The following is an 18,593-nucleotide window of genomic DNA, read 5'->3' on the forward strand; positions in this document are numbered from 1 at the left end:
ATGACAGCTTCTGCAGATTCAAAAACAACTGACCTGGCGGGCAGAGTACTGGCGGGTGAAGCCCTGGATAATTTACCCAGTCAGCATTTTATCGATGGCACATGGCAGGGCTCCGAAAGTGGCGCCATGCTGGATACATACGATCCGGGCTGCGCAGAGGTCTGGCATCAGATTCCGGCCGGTACCGCAGGGGATGCTGAACAGGCCGTTGCTTCATCGCAGCAGGCGTTTGAACAGTGGCGTAAAACCACGCCGGCGCAGCGGGCAGAAGTGATGCAGAATGCTGCCCGGCTGATCGGTGAGAACGCTGAACGGCTGGCAGTGATTGAGTCGCTGGACTGCGGTAAGTCACTGGTGGATGCTGAGTGGGATATCGGAACGGTTCAGAAATACCTGAATTACTATGCCGGGGCTGCGGACAAGCTCGAGGGAGACACGATTCCCCTTGGTCCGGATATGATGTCCTTTAATATTCTTGAGCCGGTGGGTGTGACCACCCATATTATCCCGTGGAATTATCCGATATCCACCATGTTCCGGGGCATTGCGCCGGCACTGGCAGTCGGTTGTACGGCGGTGGTCAAACCGGCGGAAACCACCTCGGTTTCAGCGCTGGTGGTGGCTGAGTTACTCAGCAAAGCCGGTTTGCCGGATGGCGTCTGCAACGTAGTGACCGGATTGGGTGCTGAAGTTGGTGCGCCCCTGTGTCAGCATCCGGATGTACGCCATGTGACCTTTACCGGTTCGGTGCCGACCGGTTCAGCGGTAATGGGCATGGCGGCTAAAAACATTGCCAGTGTGACCCTTGAGCTGGGCGGCAAGTCACCGGCGGTGGTATTGGCCGATGCGGATATCGAAGCCGCCGCTGAAGATCTGGTAATGGCCATCTATGAGAATGCCGGGCAGGTCTGTTCAGCAGGTTCCCGACTGGTGATTCACCGTTCAGTCCATCAGCAGTTTCTTGAAGTCTTTATGGCAAAAGCGCGTCAGTTGACGATTGGCCACGCGCTGCGCCGGCCGGATGTCGCGGCAATCAATTCCGCTCAGCAACTGGCTAAGGTAGCCGGTTACGTTGACGGGGCCAAAGCCCGGGGGCTTGAAGTTCTGATGGGCGGCAATGTCACCACCGATCCGGTATCCGGTAAAGGCTGGTTTTATGAGCCGACCCTGATTTATGACGTGCTTCACCAAGACTGCATCGTTCAGGAAGAGATTTTCGGTCCGGTGCTGGCGGTGCAACTGGTGGATTCTGATGAACAGGCGCTGTCCTATGCCAACGGCACAGACTTTGGTCTGGCGGCCTGTGTCTATACCCGGGATATCACCAAGGCATTGCGGATGGCCCGGGATTTTGACGCCGGTATTATCACGATCAATCAGTATTTTGCCGGGGGTGTATCTACGCCGTTCGGAGGCAATAAGAAATCCGGCTTTGGCCGTGAAAAAGGTCTGGAAGCATTAAGGGCGTATTGCCGGGTGAAGAGCATTACCGCCAAAATCTGACCGCCGGTGGCTAACTTGAAGAGACCGCTGAAGAGCGTTTAAGAAAGAACTGAAGAGAGCACTGGAGAGAGCCGCTTATGTTCCCCCATGCAGGACAAAACCCGGAACAAACCTCACTGCAACTGACGCCCTGGTGGCATGAGTCAGCAGACCGGAATATCTGTGTTCGGGTTGCTGAACAGACATTGCCGGCGAAGGCGGATGTAGTGGTTGTCGGCTCGGGTTACACCGGCCTGCATGCCGCACTGGTATGTGCTGAAGCTGGCAGAGAAACGCTGGTGGTCGATGCCGGGGAACTGGGGTTTGGTTGCAGCAGCCGTAACGGCGGTCAGATCAGCAGCAGTATCAAGCCGGGTTTTGAGGTACTGAAAAAACGTCACGGTGAATCTGTCGCGCTGGCCATTCATCAGGAGGGTCACCGCTCGTTACAATGGCTCGGCGAATTCATTGAACAGGCGGGGCTGGATTGTGACTTTGACCGTTGCGGGCGTTTTCATGCTGCGCATAATGCAAGTACTTTCAATAAGTTAAGTCAAAGACTTAATTCAGAACATCCGCTGCTTGCCAGCGGTGCACAACTGATCAGCCAGGCTGAGCAACAGGCATATATCCGCAGCGATGCGTACTTTGGTGGTGCGGTTTTTCCCCGTCATGCCAGTGTGCATCCGGCAAAGTATCACCGTGAACTGGTGCGGCTTGCTGCTGAAAAAGGCGTCCGTTTTATGGCGGATTGCCGGGTTGAAAGTGTTCGCGGTGAAGGGCCGTTTCGGCTGCTGACATCCCGGGGTGAAGTACTGGCTGATAAGGTGGTCATGGCCACAAACGGATATACCTCCGGCATTACACCGCAGTTGCAGCGACGGGTTATTCCCATCGGCAGCTATATGATTGCAACTGAACAGATTCAGCCAGAGCTGCTCAACGGTTTGTTGCCAACCGGCAAGATTATCAGCGACAGCCGTAAGGTGGTGTATTACTACCGCAAATCACCGGATGGCCAGCGCATCCTGTTCGGTGGCCGGGTATCCGGCAGTGAGACAGACCCGGCCGTCAGTGGCCCGCAGTTACAGCGTGAACTGGTGAACTTATTGCCGGAACTGGAAGGGATCGGCATTAGCCATTCCTGGTCCGGGCTGGTGGCGTACACCTTTGATGAATTGCCACATATCGGCATGCAGCAGGGGTTGCATTATGCCATGGGGTACTGCGGAGCGGGTGTGGGGATGGCCAGTTATCTGGGCAATAAACTGGGCAAGCAGTTGGTTGGCGATCCTGACGGTGAAACCGTTTTCAGTATACCGGCGTTCCCGAGCCGGCCCGGTTACCGGGGCAACCCCTGGTTTTTACCGGCGGCGGTACAGTATTACCGTTTGCGGGACAGGTTAAATATCTGATTCTTATCAATTCTCTGATATAAACAACAATAATTCAGGATCACCCGGGGTGATCAGGTTTGGAGATGTGTGCATGCACGGACAACAGGCAAGTTACGATTTTCTGGTGATCGGCGCAGGGTCGGCAGGCTGTGTGCTGGCGAACCGTTTGTCGGCTTCAGGCCAGCACAGTGTCGGTGTCATTGAAGCCGGCGGCAGTGACTGGCGTTTTTGGGTACAGGTGCCGATCGGCTACGGTAAAACCTATTACCAGAAGGCGGTTAACTGGATGTTCGAAACGGTTCCGCAGCCGGGCCTTAACGGCGGTGTCAGTTACTGGCCCCGGGGCAAAGTCTGGGGCGGTTCGAGCTCGATTAATGCCATGGTCTACATCCGCGGCCACCGTAAGGACTACGACGACTGGGCCGCACAGGGGAACCCTGGCTGGGGCTATGAAGATGTACTGCCGTACTTTAAGCGTTCCGAAACGGCACAGAAAGGCGACAGTCAGTACCGGGGTAAAGACGGCCCCCTTTATGTGTCTGATGTGGCCAAAGACATGCATCCGCTGACCCAAACCTGGGTCGCTGCCGGAGAAGAGCTGGGCATTAAGTACAACCCTGACTTTAACGGCGCGCGTCAGCAGGGCATTGGTAATTATCAGCAAACCACTAAAAACGGCTGGCGGGTCTCAGCAGCCAAGGCGTACCTGCACCCGGCGAAGGCGCGGCCAAATCTGACCATTACCAGCCACGCGCAGGTTACCCGGGTGCTGTTTGATGGGAAAAAGGCCATCGGGGTTGAGTATCTGCGTAAAGGTAAACTGGAGCAGGTATACGCCCGTAAGGAAGTGATACTCAGTGCCGGTGCCGTGCAGTCTCCGCAATTACTCATGCTGTCCGGTGTGGGGCCACAGGATCATCTGAGAGACATGGGCATTGAGGTGGTACAGCATAATGCCCATGTGGGACAGCATTTACAGGATCACCTGGGGGTGGATTTTCTCTACAAATGTAAGGTGCCAACCCTGAATGATGAGCTGCATTCAAGCCTGGGTAAGCTCTGGGCCGGGTTGAAGTTTATCTTCTTGCGTAAAGGGCCGTGCCGGCTCAGTGTGAATCAGGGCGGCGGTTTTGTGCGTTCTTCTGCGGATAAAGATCAGCCGGATTTACAGCTGTATTTCTCACCGGTGAGCTATACCCGTGCACCGGCGAAAACCCGGCCACTGATGAACCCTGATCCGTTTTCGGCGTTTCTGATCGGCTACAGTAACTGCCGGGTAAAGTCGGAAGGGGAAATCCGTCTGGCCTCTAAAGACCCGCTGGCCGCACCGGTCATTGATCCCAAGTATTTCAGCCATGAAGACGACATCAAACTGATGCTGGAAGGCTCAAAGCTGATGCGCAGGCTGGCGCAGACTGAAGCCTTCCGGGACATAATTACCGAAGAGATTCGCCCCGGTAAAGATATGGATTCAGATGAAGCCCTGATAAAGGACATTCACAGCTACGCCTGGACAGTGTTTCATGCCTCCTGCACCTGCCGGATGGGGCCGGATGCTGAGCAGTCGGTGGTGGATTCACGTCTGCGGGTGCACGGGCTGGAAAATCTGCGGGTGGTGGATGCTTCCATTATGCCGTTCATGGTGTCCGGCAATACTAACGCGCCGACCATTATGATCGGCGAGAAAGGCTCGGATCTGATTCTGGAAGATCACCGCTAAATAACGGGGAATACCAATGCAGATGATACCAAGAGTAATAATGATTGGCGAAAAAGGCTTAGATCTTATTTTGTAAGATCACCGCTAACCATAACAATCAAAGCCCGCCGGAAAGGGGATTCCGGCGGGCTTACTTTATCTCTGATGTTGCTGTCAGCTTACTTTGCCTGAGACAGCTGGCGCATAGCTGTAGCCCAGTCTTCAATGTGATATGAGGTTTTTACCTTGCCATCTTCAACGGTGTGCATATCAATAGACATGATCTTAAAGCTGTTGCCACTGTGCGCCACGCCGAAGAAGTCGCCTGCCGGTGTACCGGTGGCTTCACCCCGGACAATCACCGTGTCGCCGGCGATTTTAATATCCTTAATTTCCCAGTTCAGGTCCGGGATTAACTGACCGATACCGGACAGCGTTTCGATGGTCTGATCCAGATTTTTAGAGCCGCTGTTGTCGTAGAAAGACTGCCAGTCGCTGTGAAACGACTGGCGGGCTTTATCTGCTTGCCGGGTATCAGTCGGATTGCTCAGGAAGTCATAAAAAGGCTTCACGATTGCACCGCCTTCTTCAACACTCAGCGCCAGCGCATTGGTGGACAGAATCATTGCGGCTGCAGTAGTGGTTAACAGTGTTGCGGATTTGTTGAATTGTTTTGTCAGAAACATAATGAATTCCTCAGGTGTGGTTATGTGCATCGGGAATCATTGTGCTGAATCTCAATTGATCCGATAAGACGAATAACGGGTAACTGTACGTACTGTTTTTGATACGTATGGTTGACGGTATAATCCCCGGATGAGCATTGAAAACATCCGACAGTTAAGGGCACTGGCCATATTCGCACTGGTCGTTGAGAGTGGCAGTTTTGCTGCCGCGGCAAAGAAACTGGCTACCAGTCGCTCCCGTACCAGCGAAACAGTTGCCAGCCTGGAAAAAGAACTGGGCATCCGTTTGCTGAACCGTTCAACCCGCAAGCTGACCCTGACCTCTGAAGGACGCAGTGTTTATCATCATGCGTCACAGTTGCAGCAGGTGCTCGACAGCGTTGAAGCCGATACCAACCAGCATACGATGGCAGGGAGAATCAGCATCACCTGTACCCATGATATCGGTGTTAAAAAGCTGGCTGATCATCTGGCGGCATTTGAGCAACTTTATCCGGATATCAGTGTTGAACTGCAGCTCAGCGACGAGCCTGTTGATCTGATCGCCGGAGAAATCGATCTGGCAATCCGGGTCGGCATTCCAAAAGATTCATCTCTGGTGGGGCGCAGCCTGTTTCAGGAACCTATGGGGATCTATGCCAGCCCGTCGTTTCTTGAGCGTCACGGGATGCCGGAATCACCGGAAAGCCTTTCCGCCCATCGCTGGGTGCTGCTGACACAGTATTCTGGCCGTAAAACGGTTGAGCTGGAGTGTGGTGATCAGCGGTTAAAGGTTACACCTGAGTTTGTGCATCTGTGTAATGCGCCGCTAATGATGCAGAAGATGATCAGTTGCGGGATGGGGCTGGGCATTCTGCTGCCTTCGACGGTTACCGCTGAAATACAAAAGGGGGAACTGGTGCCGGTTTTACCGGGGTGGCATGGAGGGGTCTTGACGTTCTCGCTGATGTATCCTTCCCGAAAACACCTGCCGCTACGCACACGGTCTCTGGTTGACTATCTGATTGAGCATTTCGAACGGTAAAAAAAAAACGGCGTCAGGTAAGGTTGGGAATACCGGACGCCGTGGACAAAAACTGCCAAGGGTGAGAAATCAGTAGTTCAGTTTGCGGGTTTTCCCTCTGAATACCCGGTATGTGAAGGCGGTATAGGCAAGGATCACCGGTAATACGATGGCTGCTCCGACGAAGATGAACCAAAGGGATTCCCGCGAACTTGCTGCATCCCAGATGGTGATTTTCTGCCAGACGATATACGGGAAGAAGTTGTAGGCCAGCCCGCAGAAACACAGCACGAAGATAATGCTGGCACTGGTAAAGGGTACCCAGCATCCCAGATCATTTTCCAGTGGTACCCGTTTCAGATACAAGTGGTTGAGTAAAAACAGGAAGCCCAGTAGCAACCCTGTTGGCACCAGCACAAAGACCTGCGGGAAGCCCAGCCATTTATCCATAATGATATCGCTGAGTAACAGGTTACTGATGGAGACGGCGACAATGCCAAGCGCCATCAGCAAGTTACTGTATCTTGCCCAGCGGGCGGCACGGATTTGCAGCTCTCCTTCGGTTTTCATTACCAGCCAGGCAGAGCCGATGAAACAGTAACCGGCGGTCACACAGACCGCTGACAGCAGGGCAAATGCCAGAGCGGCGTTTGTTTCTTCAAAACCGGTCACATAACGGCCCAGCATGTAGCCCTGGGTCAGAGTGGCCAGTAATGAGCCCAGCTTGAATGCCAGATCCCATTTCTGTTTGAACCGGCTGGGGGCCTTGGTGCGGAAGTCAAACGCCACGCCGCGCAGTATCAGACCGGCCAGCATAATAGCTGTCGGCAGATACAGACCCTGCAGGATATAAGAGTGCGCGCTGGGGAAGGCAATCAGCAACAGACCGATTGCCATTACCAGCCAGGTTTCGTTGGCGTCCCAGAAAGGGCCGATGGAGTAGATCATACTGTCGCGCTGGGCCTGATTATCCCGTGGCAGCAGTACACCCACCCCCAGATCGTAGCCGTCGAGTATGGCGTAAATCAGGAATGCCAGCCCCATGAGAGACACGAAGGCCAGCGGGAGCCAGTCATATTCAGGAAAGATCATGCCTGCTTCTCCAGATTAAATTGCTTTTCAGAGATACCACCGTTTACTGCTGCCGGGTCGGTTTGCATATCAGATACATGCAGGTTATTCACCTCCAGACGGATTGCCCGGTTCGCCATAACGAACAGAGTACTGATGTAGGCAACCAGTAACAGGAAATAGATAGACAGATACATGGCCAGTGACAGCGCGATATTGCCGGACGGTATCTGCGTGGCGGCATCGGCGGTACGCAGTACGCCGCTAACCAGGAAGGGCTGGCGGCCAATTTCAGTGACATACCAGCCTGCCAGTGTTGCCACCCAGCCGGAAAAAGTCATGGCGATGGTGGCTTTGAGCAGCCAGGGTGGATACTGATTTTTGCGGACAAAATACCAGCAGCCGAATCCGGCGGTCAGCAGCATCAGTACACCGGTGCCTACCATGACTCTGAAGCTGAAGAAAATCGGGGCGACAGGCGGTGCAGCATCCGGGAAGTCGTTAACGCCCTGCAGTTCACCGTCCATTTCATGGGTCAGAATGATACTGGCCAGATTAGGGATGGCGATCTCATATTTATTGGAGCGGGTTTCTTCGTCCGGAATGGCAAACAGCAGCAGGGGGGCGCCTTTTTCGGTCTCCCAGATGCCTTCCATTGCAGCGACTTTGGCCGGCTGATACTTCAGCGTATTCAGACCGTGGAAGTCACCCACAATGATCTGCAACGGTGCCAGAATAGCCGCGGTAATAATGGCAAATTTAAGCGCCAGTTTTGCCGAATGTTTCGGGTCACCCTTGTAAATCCGGTAGGCAGAAATACCGGCAACAAAGAAGGCTGCCGTCAGGCCGGATGCCAGCAACATGTGGGTGAGGCGGTATGGCATCGATGGATTGAAAATGACTTCCCACCAGTCGGTCACATAGGCAACGCCGTCGCGCATCTCAAATCCTGCCGGGGTCTGCATCCATGAATCCAGTGACAGAATCCAGAATGCCGAGGTACTGGTGCCCAGTGTCACCAGAGCAGTTGCAATGGTGTGGGTACGGTCAGATACCCGTTCGATACCAAACAGCATGATGGGCAGGAAGGTGGCTTCCAGGAAGAAGGCCGTCAGAACCTCATAGCCTAACAGCGGACCGGCGATGTTGCCGACGGTCTCCATGAAACCGGGCCAGTTGGTGCCGAACTGAAAAGACATGGTCACGCCGGTCACGACACCCAGCGCGAAAGTAAGGGCAAAAATCCGCACCCAGAAACGGTAAACCCGTAACCAGTTATCATCACCGGTGGTGGCGTAGCGCACCTTGAAGAACAGGAGCATCCAGCACAGGGCAATGTTGATGGTTGGGAATAGAATGTGAAAACTGATGTTGGCGGCAAACTGAATGCGCGACAGCATCAGGCTGCTGACCCCGGGGTCAGTGGCTAACTCTAGCATAGAACACCTCGATGTCCGGGACCGGGGCAATACCCCGAATCTTCTCAGACGTTATTTATTTAGGAGTCGGTCTTTGGCCTCAAGGATCTTGCTTAACCCGGAGCCCAGGGTCAGCAGGGTGGCCAGCTTGCCGGAAGACATGTTTTCCAGTTCGCCCGACCAGCTGGAAATCATTTCCATGAGGTCATGCATTTCACGAATCCGTTGCTGGGCATATTCGTCTTCAGAGGAAGACGGCTCCTGCAGCAGGGCATCGCGTAATGAAGTCAGGGTAGGATCGAGCTCGCGCTTACGACGCTCAACCAGAAGGGTTTTGGCAATGTCCCAGACATCTTCCGGGGCGGTGAAATATTCCTTACGATCGCCGGGAATGTGCTGCAGCTTAATGAGGTTCCAGGATTTAAGTTCTTTCAGCCCCATGCTGACATTGGAGCGGCTGATCTGCAGGGCTTCACTGATCTGGTCGGCGTTGAGCGGCGCTTCGGTTAATACGATAACGGCATACATCTGACCCAGTGTGCGGTTAAGGCCCCAGCGGGAACCCATTTCACCGAAGTGAAGAACCAGTGACTGGCTGAGTGGCGATAATTTCATTGGCTTTTGTCTTTTCTGAATTTTCAGTAATTTCTGAAAATTATAAATTTTAGTTGATCTGTGTCAATCAAAAACTGATAAGCTAAATTAATGACTGGCATAGAAAGACGCTATTAAGCTCAAAAGGAGGCGGTGATGGGCAACAGTAATGAGCGATCAGTTAATCTTTATGGCATAAGAGTCTTTGTTGATGACTGGCCACTGGCCTGTGACTTTTACGAGCATAAACTGGGCTTAAAAGCAGAATACAAGAGTGTTGAATTCAGCTGGGCTGAGTATGCGACCGGGGCTGCCAAACTCTGCGTCGAAGGTTACAGCGATGAAGAGACCACCACGGGAGATCATCCGGATGAATCTGCTGCCCTGTTGGTAGGGCGTTTTTTAGGGGTGATCCTCCAGGTTGAGGATATCGAGGCCAGTTATGCGGACTTATGTGCGAAAGGGGTGATATTTACCTCGCCCCCGGAAAAACAGCCCTGGGGCGGAAGTCTTGCACACTTTAAAGACCCAAGTGGTAATATTCTCACTCTGATGAGTGAACAGGCTCAGTAATATTTTTCCGGAATGTCAGTTAATGCGTCTTGACCGTTTTATACAACGTAACACCCTGCACGGTAAGCAGGCTTGCCGTGAATTAATCGCCGCCGGACGGGTGCAGGTTGGCGGAGAAGTATGCCGGGATCTGCACCGGGAGATTGATCCGTTTACTACCGTCAGGCTCGGTGATGAACTGCTACAACAGCGTCAGGCCCGCTATCTGATGCTGCATAAGCCTGCCGGCGTTGTCAGTTCTACGGAGCATGATGAGCATCCAACGGTTCTGGACCTGTTACCGGAGGGGCTCCGGGGCGATCTGCATCTGGCAGGGCGGCTGGATCTGAAAACCACTGGTCTGATGTTGCTGACCAATGACGGTGGCTGGTCCCGTAAGGTGACCCAGCCGGAAGAAAAGATCCCCAAAGTCTATCGGGTACAAACCAAAGACCCGGTGGCGCCGGAGACAGCTGAGGTCTTTACCCGGGGCATTTATTTTGCCACGGAAGATATAACGACCTTACCGGCGCAACTGGAAACCATCGACAGCCATACCTCACGTCTGACCCTTTACGAAGGGCGTTACCATCAGGTTAAGCGAATGTTCGGGCATCTGCGCAACGAAGTGGTGGGGTTGCACCGGGAACAGGTCGGCCAGTTGAGCCTGGGGGATCTGAAACCCGGGCAGTACCGGGAGCTGAGTGCTGCAGAAAGGCTGCATATATTTGCCCGCGGGGAGATTCACAGTGATTCGTAATGCAACCCCTGATGATGCCGGAGCAATCCATTTGCTGACATCTGATCTTGGTTATTCCACATCACCTGAGACGGTCAGCCATCAGTTGGAATACCTGCTCAGCAGTGAAGCGCAGAAGGTGCAGGTATTTGAACACCTTGAACAGCCGGCGGGCTGGATCCAGTTCGGTAAAACCTTTCGGGTCGGCAGCGAGCCCTTTGTTGAGATTACCGGGCTGGTGGTCAGCAAACGCTTCAGGCGTTTAGGCATCGCCACAGCGTTGGTGAATCAGGCAATGACTTACGCCGCGTCTGAGAATATGAAACTGAGGGTGCGCTGTAACAGCCAGCGGGCCGACGCCCACCGGTTTTACCGGTCGCTGGGGTTTATCGTGAATAAAGAGCAGACGGTGTTTGAACTCAGTTAGGCAAGTCAGCAACTATTTCGTGAATGTTCCCGTCAGGATCGCGAAAGAAGGTTGTATATTCACCCCAGGGTTGTGCCGTTGGCGGGGCAATAAACTCAACGTTTTGTAATTTCATTTGCTGATACAGTTCATCAACTTCTTTCTGGCTCTTCAGTTTAAATCCAACACCCACGCCGGTTCCCTGACGGGTCAGTTGCAGATCCGGGCTGTCGAGAAAGCCGTCCAGTGTCTGATAACTCGCAAGGCTCAGCCGTAATCCATTGACAGAGAATTCTGCGAAGCCTTCGTTTTCAGAGAGAACCGGAAGCTGCAGGGTATCCGCATAGAAGTTGAACATCGTCTCATATTGCTGAGTATGCAGGGTTGCCATATAAATCTGGCTGTTTTTAAGGGTGGGTGTGCCGCCCGAAGATATCGATGCCATTGTCAGCATAATGCCTCCCAATATTGCAGATTTGTATTGCATTGTATGTCTCCTCAGATGGTCGGTTGGATGTGTGGCCACAGCCATTCCGCCCGGTTAGTAATAATCGCTTCGCTGAGCGTAGTTAACTCAGACGCGTGAAGCTGCAGTTCAGGGCAGTATCCCTGCATAAAGGCTTGTAAGTGCGGAGTGAAAAAGTCACTGGCTTTGCTGAGCAGGTTCTCGCGACCGTGATGCTGAACCAGCCAAACGTTCGAAATACCTGTTATCAGGCTCCAGATACCCGTTGATATGAGGTGAATACCTTGTTCATCGCCGTCGGGAAGCGCCTCACGTACATATTTCTGTACGGTGGCAGCAATGGTGGTTGCTGAACGCTGATAACTGTCTTTGAGTTGAGGTGATACATCATCCCACCAATCCGGATTGTCACAGGTTATCTCGCTGTGGAATGCTTCCGGATGGGCAACATTGAACAGGAAATCCAGAATGAGCAGGGCATTCAGTCGCTCTGCGGGATCAGTAAGGCGGCTACAGTATTCTGAAAGTTTGCTGATACGAAAATCGAGCGCCTGACGGGCAAGCGAGGTGATGACGTCTTCGCGGCGCTCATAATGGCGGTACAGTGAACCGGTTGATGTGTCTGACTGACGGGCAAGGTCCGGCATTCGCAATTTATGTATCCCGGAGTCCCGACAAATTTCACGGGCTGAGTACAGTATTTTGGCTTCGCGAAGGGTTGCTTTTTGTTGTTTGTTCATAAATGAAAATATTTGGAATAATTTTCCAAAATATTACTTATCTTTATCAGTCCGGTCAATGCAGATAGGAAGAAAGGGCTGATATCGTGCGAATCTGATTGTTTCGGGCACAACATAAACACCGATTTTTCAGTAGAATAACCGCAATAATCTAGGGTTAGTTGTACCGGTTGGATCCGCCGGCAAGACTAACTTTTACCGGTTAGGCTACAGGCTTAAGGCGAATCTGTTATTTAAGGAAGAACTTATGTATGAAATGCTGATGGCGATGAATATCACCGACGATGAAATGTACAGTGTGTACCGGCGGGCGATGACACCTGTATTACACGCCCATGGCGGCAGTTTCGGATACGATTGCAAGGTGTCAGAGGTACTGATCAGTGAAACACCGGAGCCTTTCAACCGGGTGTTTACCATCCGCTTTCCTGATACAGAGACTAAAGATGCGTTCTTCAGTCATCCTGATTATCTGCAGATCAAAGCTGAATATTTCAGCCGTTCAGTAGCAGATGTCACCATGATCGCTGATTATCAGAAGTAACCCGTGGAACTTATGACAGCACTCAAGGTGCTTGCAGAATACGGTGAACAGCAGGATCAGGCCTTCGAAGCACTTGCAGACAAAGCTCTGGCCGAAAGCCAGGATACCGCCGTGTATCAGGTCAGTCTCAGTGATGTGAGTGCTGTGCTGGGCCGTTACCTGTCCGGCTCCCTTGCTGAGGATGACCTGGAAGACTGGGCCATGCTGCTGGATACCCGGGAAGAGTTTGACTGTTCAGTAGTGGAGGATTACATCTACGCGCTGAACAATCCCTCTCTGATGGGAGGAATCAGCCAGAGTACGGTGAGTACCATGGCTGATCTGGTTCGGGAGCAGCTAACCGGCTGAAAGGGTCCGTTTCCTGTTCGGCGGTAAGCCGCTCTGTGAGTCGCTCAGAAATATACTTTATCGGAAAAACGGCTGTACTGTATGGTTTCAGCCACTTCTTCAGCCTTGGCCTGGGAGGTCAGCTTGCTTAGCAGTATCAGTGCAGCCTGATAGCTGACCAGGCTGCCATTTGAGGTAATGACCCGGCCATCGACCACCACATTGCTGTCAAACTGCACGTCCACCTTTGGGTAGCTATCCTGAAGGTCGGCTTCGCCGCCCGCCCAGGTGGTGGCTTTTTTGCCATCAAGCAGTCCTGCTTCGCCTAACAGGAATGACCCTGAACAGTTACTGGCCATCCATTCAGCTGACCGGGCCGTGTGGCGGATATAACTGATCAGCTTTGGGTCATCCAGCAAGGGCTCCATGTCATAGCTGGAGGGCACAATCAGCACATCTACTTCGGGGTTAGCACCGATCCAGCTGTCGGTATTCAGGGTCAGACCTTCTTCAGTGGTGATGCTGTCGGTATCTTTTACAGCGATTACCACCGGCGTGTAGTCGCTGAACCAGGTTTGGCGGCTGGCGACGCCGAAGACTTCCAGCGGGGCGGTAATATCAGATGTCAGGACACCGTCAAACACCAGTATGCCGATTTTCTTGTCTGCGGCGAAAACCGGCTGGCTAACGCTCAGGCAGCTGATAATCAGTAAACATGCCATACGTAATGTGGATTTCATGGGTATTCTCCTGTTCAGTGTTCCATGCCGGTTGCGATTGCGATGCGGTTCCAGCCATTGATGACGCTGATTTGCATAATACAGCTGGCCAGCAGCGGTTCACCCAGCTGCTCCAGTGCATCCAGATAGGTGGTGGTTTTAAGGCCTTTGAGGTGTATCTGAGTGACTTCATCCGTCAGTGCCAGCACAGCCTGTTCCTGCGGGTTAAACAGGGATGAGGCAGACCAGGACTGAATGGCGGTGATCTTTGCTTCGCTGAAGCCCTGTTCCTGTGCCCATGGTGTATGCATCTCCAGACAGTAGCGACAGTTGTTTATCACCGATGCCCGCATTTTGATCAGAGCCCGCAGGCCGTTGGGAATGTTGCATTGTGCGACCGCGGCCTCAAGATCAAGCATTGCTTTGAAAGCGTCAGGGGCCTGTTGCTGTATGTTCAGACGGGTACTCATTGTTGTACTCACTGTTAGTCAGTTATTGAATTGCAAACAGTGTATGAATTACTCTTGCGTGGAAAAATATCTTGTTTGGCATTTAATTAATGAATAATCTTCACTAATGGATAAATTCAATTCGCTGAAAATGTTTCTCGCCGCCCATGATCATGGTTCATTCGGCGCTGCTGCCAATGCGCTGGGCACTGATCCCTCGACGATCAGCAAGTCGATTACCCGGCTTGAGGAAACCCTTGAGTATCAGTTGTTTTACCGCTCAACCCGTAAACTGCAGATTACTGAAGCAGGCAGAACGTATCTGGAAACGGTCAGGCGGGTACTGGCAGAACTGGACACCTGTGAGAACCGGCTAATCAGTGATAACGAGACGCCGTCCGGTACCCTCCGGCTGAATTTGCCCGTGTCATATGGCCGCAGCAACATTCTTCCGCTGTTACCGGCGTTCTGTCGCCAGTATCCGGATATAAAACTGCATGTGACGTTTTCCGATGAATACGTCGATATCATTGAACAGGGCATTGATATTTCAATTCGCAGCGGCACCGTTGCCGACAGCCGGCTGGTGATGCAGAAGCTCAGCCCGATGGATTTTCTCATCGTGGCAGCGCCGGATTACCTGAAAGCAAACCCGGTATCCGGGATGGATCAGCTGGCGGAACATCGCTGGATACGCTTTAAGTTTAAGCAGACCGGAAAACTGATGCCCATGTTGCTGGGCAACGGTGACAGGGTGCCGCCGGCACTGGAAAGCTGCAGCGATTATGTGGTGGACGACGGTAAGGCGCTGGTGGATTTGTCTGCTGCAGGTCTGGGGCTGATGCAAGCCCCGCATTTTGTGCTGAGAAAAGCGCTGGAGGAAGGCAGGCTGGTCACTTTGTTCCCGGCGACCGAAGCTGAAGGATTCAGTGTATGTATGCTGTATCCGAAACGGCGTTTCCTGCCCGCTAAAGTAGCGGTTTTTATTGATTTTGTACGCCAGTCTCTCAGTGCAATGAATGAGACTTCAGGGCATACCTGGGCCAGAGATATCACGCCCTTGCATCAGTGGTGAGCGGCAGCGAACGCCTTGTTTAAGGATCTTCCTGACATTAACTGAAACGCTAAAACGGGCAGGGACACTGACCGTGAAGCTGTTCACCGCTTACCGGATGTTCAACAAACAAGTCACTGGCGTGTAACAGCAGACGTTTTGCCATGTGCTCACTGGTTTCACTTTTATATAAATCACAGCCAAGAATAGGGTGGCCAATATTATGGCTGTGAATGCGCAACTGGTGAGTACGTCCCGTCAGAGGGGTATAGCGTACTAAGGTGCGCGCAGGGGCCGCCAGCCGTTCTAAAACTGTATATTCACTCACGGCCGCCTTACCTGTGCTCTGGCATATTTTCACCCGCGGGAACAGGGTTTTATCCTTAGCGATGGCAGCCTGTATATTACCCTGATCGGCTGCAACACTGCCTTCGAGCATGGCGACATAATGCTTTTTAACACTGCCGGCCTGAAACTGCCGGTTGAGATGCTTTGATGATGCAGCATTCAGCCCAACGATCATGATGCCTGAGGTACCGAAGTCTAACCGGTGTGGCAGTTTGGCTTCCGGAAACGGGGGGGTTATGCCTGCCTGTCCATGTACTAACCGGTAATGCACTGAATCACGGTTTAGAGGATTTTTGCCGGACAGGCTGAGCAGCCCGCTGGGTTTGCTGATCAGCAGAATTGCATCATCCTGATATAGGATTTCGATAGGTTCATCACATGCCGGTGCGATGAAATCATCGGTGATTACGTGGCTGGAAGAAGTGGCTTCAGGCATCTGTGTTCTCTGTTGCTGAGTTGGGCAACCGGTGCAGTTTTAAGGCTCTGTACTTTAACTTTTTAATCCTGGTTAGCACAGATATTCTGCTGGCTGCTTTCACCTTTTGAGATTCGGTTTGTTGCTTTTAAGTATCCTGACGCTTTCCGCAATGAATAAACAACAGGCTAAGGACTCCAGTGCTTCTGTAATGATTCAGAGGCTATAGTTAATGACTCCACGGGAGCGTCTGCGATACGGGATCTGGCTTACAGTGTCAGTTATCAGATCAGGTATATGGCCTTTTATCCGTGCGTATAAGCTTAGCGCCAGAATCTATCGCACAGCGGTTCCATCTCTCAGACTGATTTGTAACAATGCAGTAACTTTTTTGGGATAACGGACATATAAGTATGAGTTTTAAGCAGTTTTCCACTGATCAGGACGTCATAAATTTTGTACAGACCCACACCGCTGTGTTTAACAATAGCCCTGATCTGACGGTGACGGAGATTGGTGACGGTAATATCAATTTTGTCTACCGGGTGGATGACGGCAGTAACAGCCTGATTGTTAAACAGGCGTTGCCATACATCCGGGTTATCGGCGAAGCCTGGCCGTTATCTCAGGACCGGATCCGCATCGAAGCCAAAGCACTGAAACAGAGTGAGGCGTTCTCACCGGGAAGCGTGCCTGAGGTGTATCACTATGATGCGGCCAGCTGTGCGATCATCATGGCGGATATCGGTCATTATCAGAACATGCGTGAAGCTCTCACCGAACGCCGACCGCTGCCGGGAGTGGCCCGGGAACTGGGTGAGCTGTTAGCCCGTAACCTGTTTTACTCATCAGACTTTTATCTGAGCAGCAGTGCCAAGAAAGCCATGGTGCAGGCATTCATTAACCCGGATTTATGTCAGATCAGCGAAGAAGTGTATTTCTGGGATCCGTTCTGCGACCACGAACGCAATAACGTCAACCCGCCGCTGGCAGCCCGCGCCGCTCAGTGGTGGCAGGATGATGAACTGAAGCAGGCCGTCGCCCGGCTGAAAATGAAGTTCCAGAATCAGGCGCAGGTGCTGCTTCACGGTGATTTACATACCGGCTCGGTGTTTGTGGACCCGTCCGCGGAAAACAAAGTAAAAATCATCGATCCGGAATTCGCCTTTGTGGGCCCGGCAGGCTTTGATCTGGGGGTGCTGCTGGCAAACTATCTGCTGAATCTGGCGGGGCAGGCCCGTGCCGGCGGTGATCCTGCGGAACGTCATGCTTATCAGCAAACCCTGCTCACTGATCTGAATATCCTCTGGCAAAGCCTGGCGGATAGCTTCCGCAGTCTGGCGGCTGATCATACTCAGGACCCCTGTTTGCAGGGTGCCGCCGTTGTGGATGCCTGGCTGGCAGAATTGCTGACAGACAGCCTGGGATTTGCCGGTGTGGAGATGACCCGGCGCACGCTGGGGGTTGCTCATGTGGCGGATGTAGAACAAATCGAAGATGACGCCGCCCGGGCTGAAGCCCAGGCAATGTGTCTTGATATTGCCGATCTGCTGATTAAACACGCACCTCAGTTCAGTGGAATGCCGGTAATTACGGCCGCCGTATCTGAACTGAGTTTCTGCCGCTGAAGCTGGCCGAAGTGTTACCGGTGTTATGAGAACCTTCTGGTCAGTCAGTCATGGATAACACCGGAGCTTCCCCTCATTTAAGGCTTTTGCTGGCGGATTTTGTCCTCGGGCTTGAGGCTGCCTGCGATGTTCAGGGCTGTTTCGATCTGCTGGCCAGGACCAGTGAGGCGCTGGGCTTTTCCGGGCTGGTCTATACGTCTATCGCCACCGGAGTAGCACCCCTTGAGGCTCGTGGCCCACTGTTTTTCCGCTCCGAAGGCTTCAGTGAGGCTTTCCTGACACATTATCAGGAAGCGGATTTTGCCAGTCAGGACTTCACCATTAAGCGCATTATGGATGATGACCTGCAGACGGTGAACTGGTGGCAGGAAGCGGCGGCAGGGCGGCTGGTTTCCGATGAGCAGGAAGTCATTGACGTAGCCCGTTACGATTACGGCATGGCACAGGGGTTATCGGTGCCGCTGCTGAAAAATGATCACCATCTGGCGGGCTGCAGTGTGGTCAGTGAAGACAACAGCGAAGCATTCGGCCGGTTACTTGATGAGCGGCTGGCGATGCTTAAAACCATCCTCCGGCTGTTTCATGACCGGATGTATGCCAATCCTGAGTTTCAGACACAGTTGTACCTCCCGCTGTTACAACAACTGAACGACACAGAACGCACGGTGTTGCGGTTTCTGGCTAGCGGTCTGCCGCTTAAGTCTATCGAGGCTGCGGCGGGTATCAGCCCCAGTTATGCAGGCAATGTTCGCACGGTACTGTTTCGTAAGCTGGGCGTTAAGAATGTCTCTGAGCTGGCGTACATTGTCGGGCTTCACCGGATTCTTGAATTGCTGTGAGGCAGTTCTGTGCAATC

General features: G+C 52.7%; 21 protein-coding genes. 12 read left to right on the forward strand and 9 right to left on the reverse strand.

What is annotated here, in order from left to right:
• From PCI15_RS11230 to PCI15_RS11240, 3 genes are all read left to right on the forward strand, one after another.
• Complete coding sequence (locus tag PCI15_RS11230; RefSeq protein WP_271274427.1) at positions 1–1,503, forward strand: aldehyde dehydrogenase family protein; 1,503 nt, start codon at positions 1–3, stop codon at positions 1,501–1,503.
• Between the two features lie 77 nt (positions 1,504–1,580).
• Positions 1,581–2,897, forward strand: a complete 1,317-nt coding sequence (locus PCI15_RS11235; protein ID WP_271274428.1) for an NAD(P)/FAD-dependent oxidoreductase — start codon at positions 1,581–1,583, stop codon at positions 2,895–2,897.
• A gap of 49 nt (positions 2,898–2,946) precedes the next feature.
• On the forward strand, positions 2,947–4,599 hold the full coding sequence (locus tag PCI15_RS11240; protein WP_271274429.1) for a GMC family oxidoreductase: 1,653 nt from the start codon (positions 2,947–2,949) through the stop codon (positions 4,597–4,599).
• A 158-nt stretch (positions 4,600–4,757) separates the two neighbouring features.
• Here the strand turns inward: PCI15_RS11240 and PCI15_RS11245 are convergent, their stop codons facing one another.
• Complete coding sequence (locus PCI15_RS11245) at positions 4,758–5,264, reverse strand: ester cyclase (protein ID WP_271274430.1); 507 nt, start codon at positions 5,262–5,264, stop codon at positions 4,758–4,760.
• Between the two features lie 130 nt (positions 5,265–5,394).
• On the opposite strand from PCI15_RS11245, the gene PCI15_RS11250 reads away from it, so the two are divergent.
• Positions 5,395–6,288, forward strand: a complete 894-nt coding sequence (locus PCI15_RS11250) for a LysR family transcriptional regulator (protein WP_271274431.1) — start codon at positions 5,395–5,397, stop codon at positions 6,286–6,288.
• A 69-nt stretch (positions 6,289–6,357) separates the two neighbouring features.
• On the opposite strand, the gene PCI15_RS11255 is transcribed toward PCI15_RS11250, so the two are convergent.
• The 3 genes from PCI15_RS11255 to PCI15_RS11265 are packed head-to-tail and all read right to left on the reverse strand — an operon-like array spanning position 6,358 to position 9,371.
• Complete coding sequence (locus PCI15_RS11255; protein ID WP_271274432.1) at positions 6,358–7,359, reverse strand: cytochrome d ubiquinol oxidase subunit II; 1,002 nt, start codon at positions 7,357–7,359, stop codon at positions 6,358–6,360.
• On the reverse strand, positions 7,356–8,777 hold the full coding sequence (locus PCI15_RS11260; protein WP_271274433.1) for a cytochrome ubiquinol oxidase subunit I: 1,422 nt from the start codon (positions 8,775–8,777) through the stop codon (positions 7,356–7,358). Before PCI15_RS11260 ends, PCI15_RS11255 begins: the two co-directional genes overlap by 4 nt.
• A gap of 51 nt (positions 8,778–8,828) precedes the next feature.
• Positions 8,829–9,371 carry a GbsR/MarR family transcriptional regulator gene (locus PCI15_RS11265; protein ID WP_271274434.1) on the reverse strand — a complete coding sequence of 181 codons (543 nt, stop codon included), beginning with the start codon at positions 9,369–9,371 and terminating at the stop codon, positions 8,829–8,831.
• A 135-nt stretch (positions 9,372–9,506) separates the two neighbouring features.
• On the opposite strand from PCI15_RS11265, the gene PCI15_RS11270 reads away from it, so the two are divergent.
• The 3 genes from PCI15_RS11270 to PCI15_RS11280 are packed head-to-tail and all read left to right on the forward strand — an operon-like array spanning position 9,507 to position 11,068.
• The gene (locus PCI15_RS11270; RefSeq protein WP_271274435.1) at positions 9,507–9,923 is read left to right on the forward strand and encodes a VOC family protein; all 417 of its coding nucleotides are present in this window, start codon (positions 9,507–9,509) and stop codon (positions 9,921–9,923) included.
• Positions 9,924–9,945: 22 nt separating this feature from the next.
• Entirely contained in the window at positions 9,946–10,662 is a 717-nt protein-coding gene (locus PCI15_RS11275; protein ID WP_271274436.1) for a pseudouridine synthase, read from the forward strand.
• The gene (locus tag PCI15_RS11280) at positions 10,652–11,068 is read left to right on the forward strand and encodes a GNAT family N-acetyltransferase (RefSeq protein WP_271274437.1); all 417 of its coding nucleotides are present in this window, start codon (positions 10,652–10,654) and stop codon (positions 11,066–11,068) included. The genes PCI15_RS11275 and PCI15_RS11280 overlap by 11 nt, the downstream gene beginning before the upstream one ends.
• On the opposite strand, the gene PCI15_RS11285 is transcribed toward PCI15_RS11280, so the two are convergent.
• Positions 11,061–11,534, reverse strand: a complete 474-nt coding sequence (locus PCI15_RS11285; protein WP_271274438.1) for a VOC family protein — start codon at positions 11,532–11,534, stop codon at positions 11,061–11,063. The two genes, PCI15_RS11280 and PCI15_RS11285, sit on opposite strands and share 8 nt — an antisense overlap.
• A gap of 11 nt (positions 11,535–11,545) precedes the next feature.
• Complete coding sequence (locus PCI15_RS11290) at positions 11,546–12,253, reverse strand: TetR/AcrR family transcriptional regulator (RefSeq protein WP_271274439.1); 708 nt, start codon at positions 12,251–12,253, stop codon at positions 11,546–11,548.
• A gap of 247 nt (positions 12,254–12,500) precedes the next feature.
• Here PCI15_RS11290 and PCI15_RS11295 point away from each other — a divergent pair, with 247 nt between their 5' ends.
• The gene (locus PCI15_RS11295) at positions 12,501–12,797 is read left to right on the forward strand and encodes a DUF1330 domain-containing protein (RefSeq protein ID WP_271274440.1); all 297 of its coding nucleotides are present in this window, start codon (positions 12,501–12,503) and stop codon (positions 12,795–12,797) included.
• Positions 12,798–12,800: 3 nt separating this feature from the next.
• Positions 12,801–13,145: a hypothetical protein gene (locus PCI15_RS11300; RefSeq protein WP_271274441.1), complete on the forward strand. Its 345-nt coding sequence runs from the start codon at positions 12,801–12,803 to the stop codon at positions 13,143–13,145.
• A gap of 44 nt (positions 13,146–13,189) precedes the next feature.
• On the opposite strand, the gene PCI15_RS11305 is transcribed toward PCI15_RS11300, so the two are convergent.
• On the reverse strand, positions 13,190–13,864 hold the full coding sequence (locus PCI15_RS11305; RefSeq protein WP_271274442.1) for a DJ-1/PfpI family protein: 675 nt from the start codon (positions 13,862–13,864) through the stop codon (positions 13,190–13,192).
• Positions 13,865–13,878: 14 nt separating this feature from the next.
• The gene (locus tag PCI15_RS11310; RefSeq protein ID WP_271274443.1) at positions 13,879–14,313 is read right to left on the reverse strand and encodes a carboxymuconolactone decarboxylase family protein; all 435 of its coding nucleotides are present in this window, start codon (positions 14,311–14,313) and stop codon (positions 13,879–13,881) included.
• A 106-nt stretch (positions 14,314–14,419) separates the two neighbouring features.
• Here PCI15_RS11310 and PCI15_RS11315 point away from each other — a divergent pair, with 106 nt between their 5' ends.
• Complete coding sequence (locus PCI15_RS11315; protein ID WP_271274444.1) at positions 14,420–15,367, forward strand: LysR family transcriptional regulator; 948 nt, start codon at positions 14,420–14,422, stop codon at positions 15,365–15,367.
• A gap of 49 nt (positions 15,368–15,416) precedes the next feature.
• Here the strand turns inward: PCI15_RS11315 and PCI15_RS11320 are convergent, their stop codons facing one another.
• Complete coding sequence (locus tag PCI15_RS11320; RefSeq protein WP_271274445.1) at positions 15,417–16,130, reverse strand: RluA family pseudouridine synthase; 714 nt, start codon at positions 16,128–16,130, stop codon at positions 15,417–15,419.
• A gap of 392 nt (positions 16,131–16,522) precedes the next feature.
• Between PCI15_RS11320 and mtnK the strand changes: the two genes are divergently transcribed.
• Together mtnK and PCI15_RS11330 are read left to right on the forward strand one after the other, a co-directional pair.
• Positions 16,523–17,737, forward strand: a complete 1,215-nt coding sequence (gene mtnK, locus PCI15_RS11325; RefSeq protein ID WP_271274446.1) for an S-methyl-5-thioribose kinase — start codon at positions 16,523–16,525, stop codon at positions 17,735–17,737.
• Positions 17,738–17,787: 50 nt separating this feature from the next.
• Positions 17,788–18,576: an autoinducer binding domain-containing protein gene (locus tag PCI15_RS11330; protein WP_271274447.1), complete on the forward strand. Its 789-nt coding sequence runs from the start codon at positions 17,788–17,790 to the stop codon at positions 18,574–18,576.
• The last annotated feature ends 17 nt before the right edge of the window (positions 18,577–18,593 follow it).

The sequence above is a fragment of the Aliamphritea hakodatensis genome (assembly GCF_024347195.1).
GTDB lineage: Bacteria > Pseudomonadota > Gammaproteobacteria > Pseudomonadales > Balneatricaceae > Amphritea > Amphritea hakodatensis.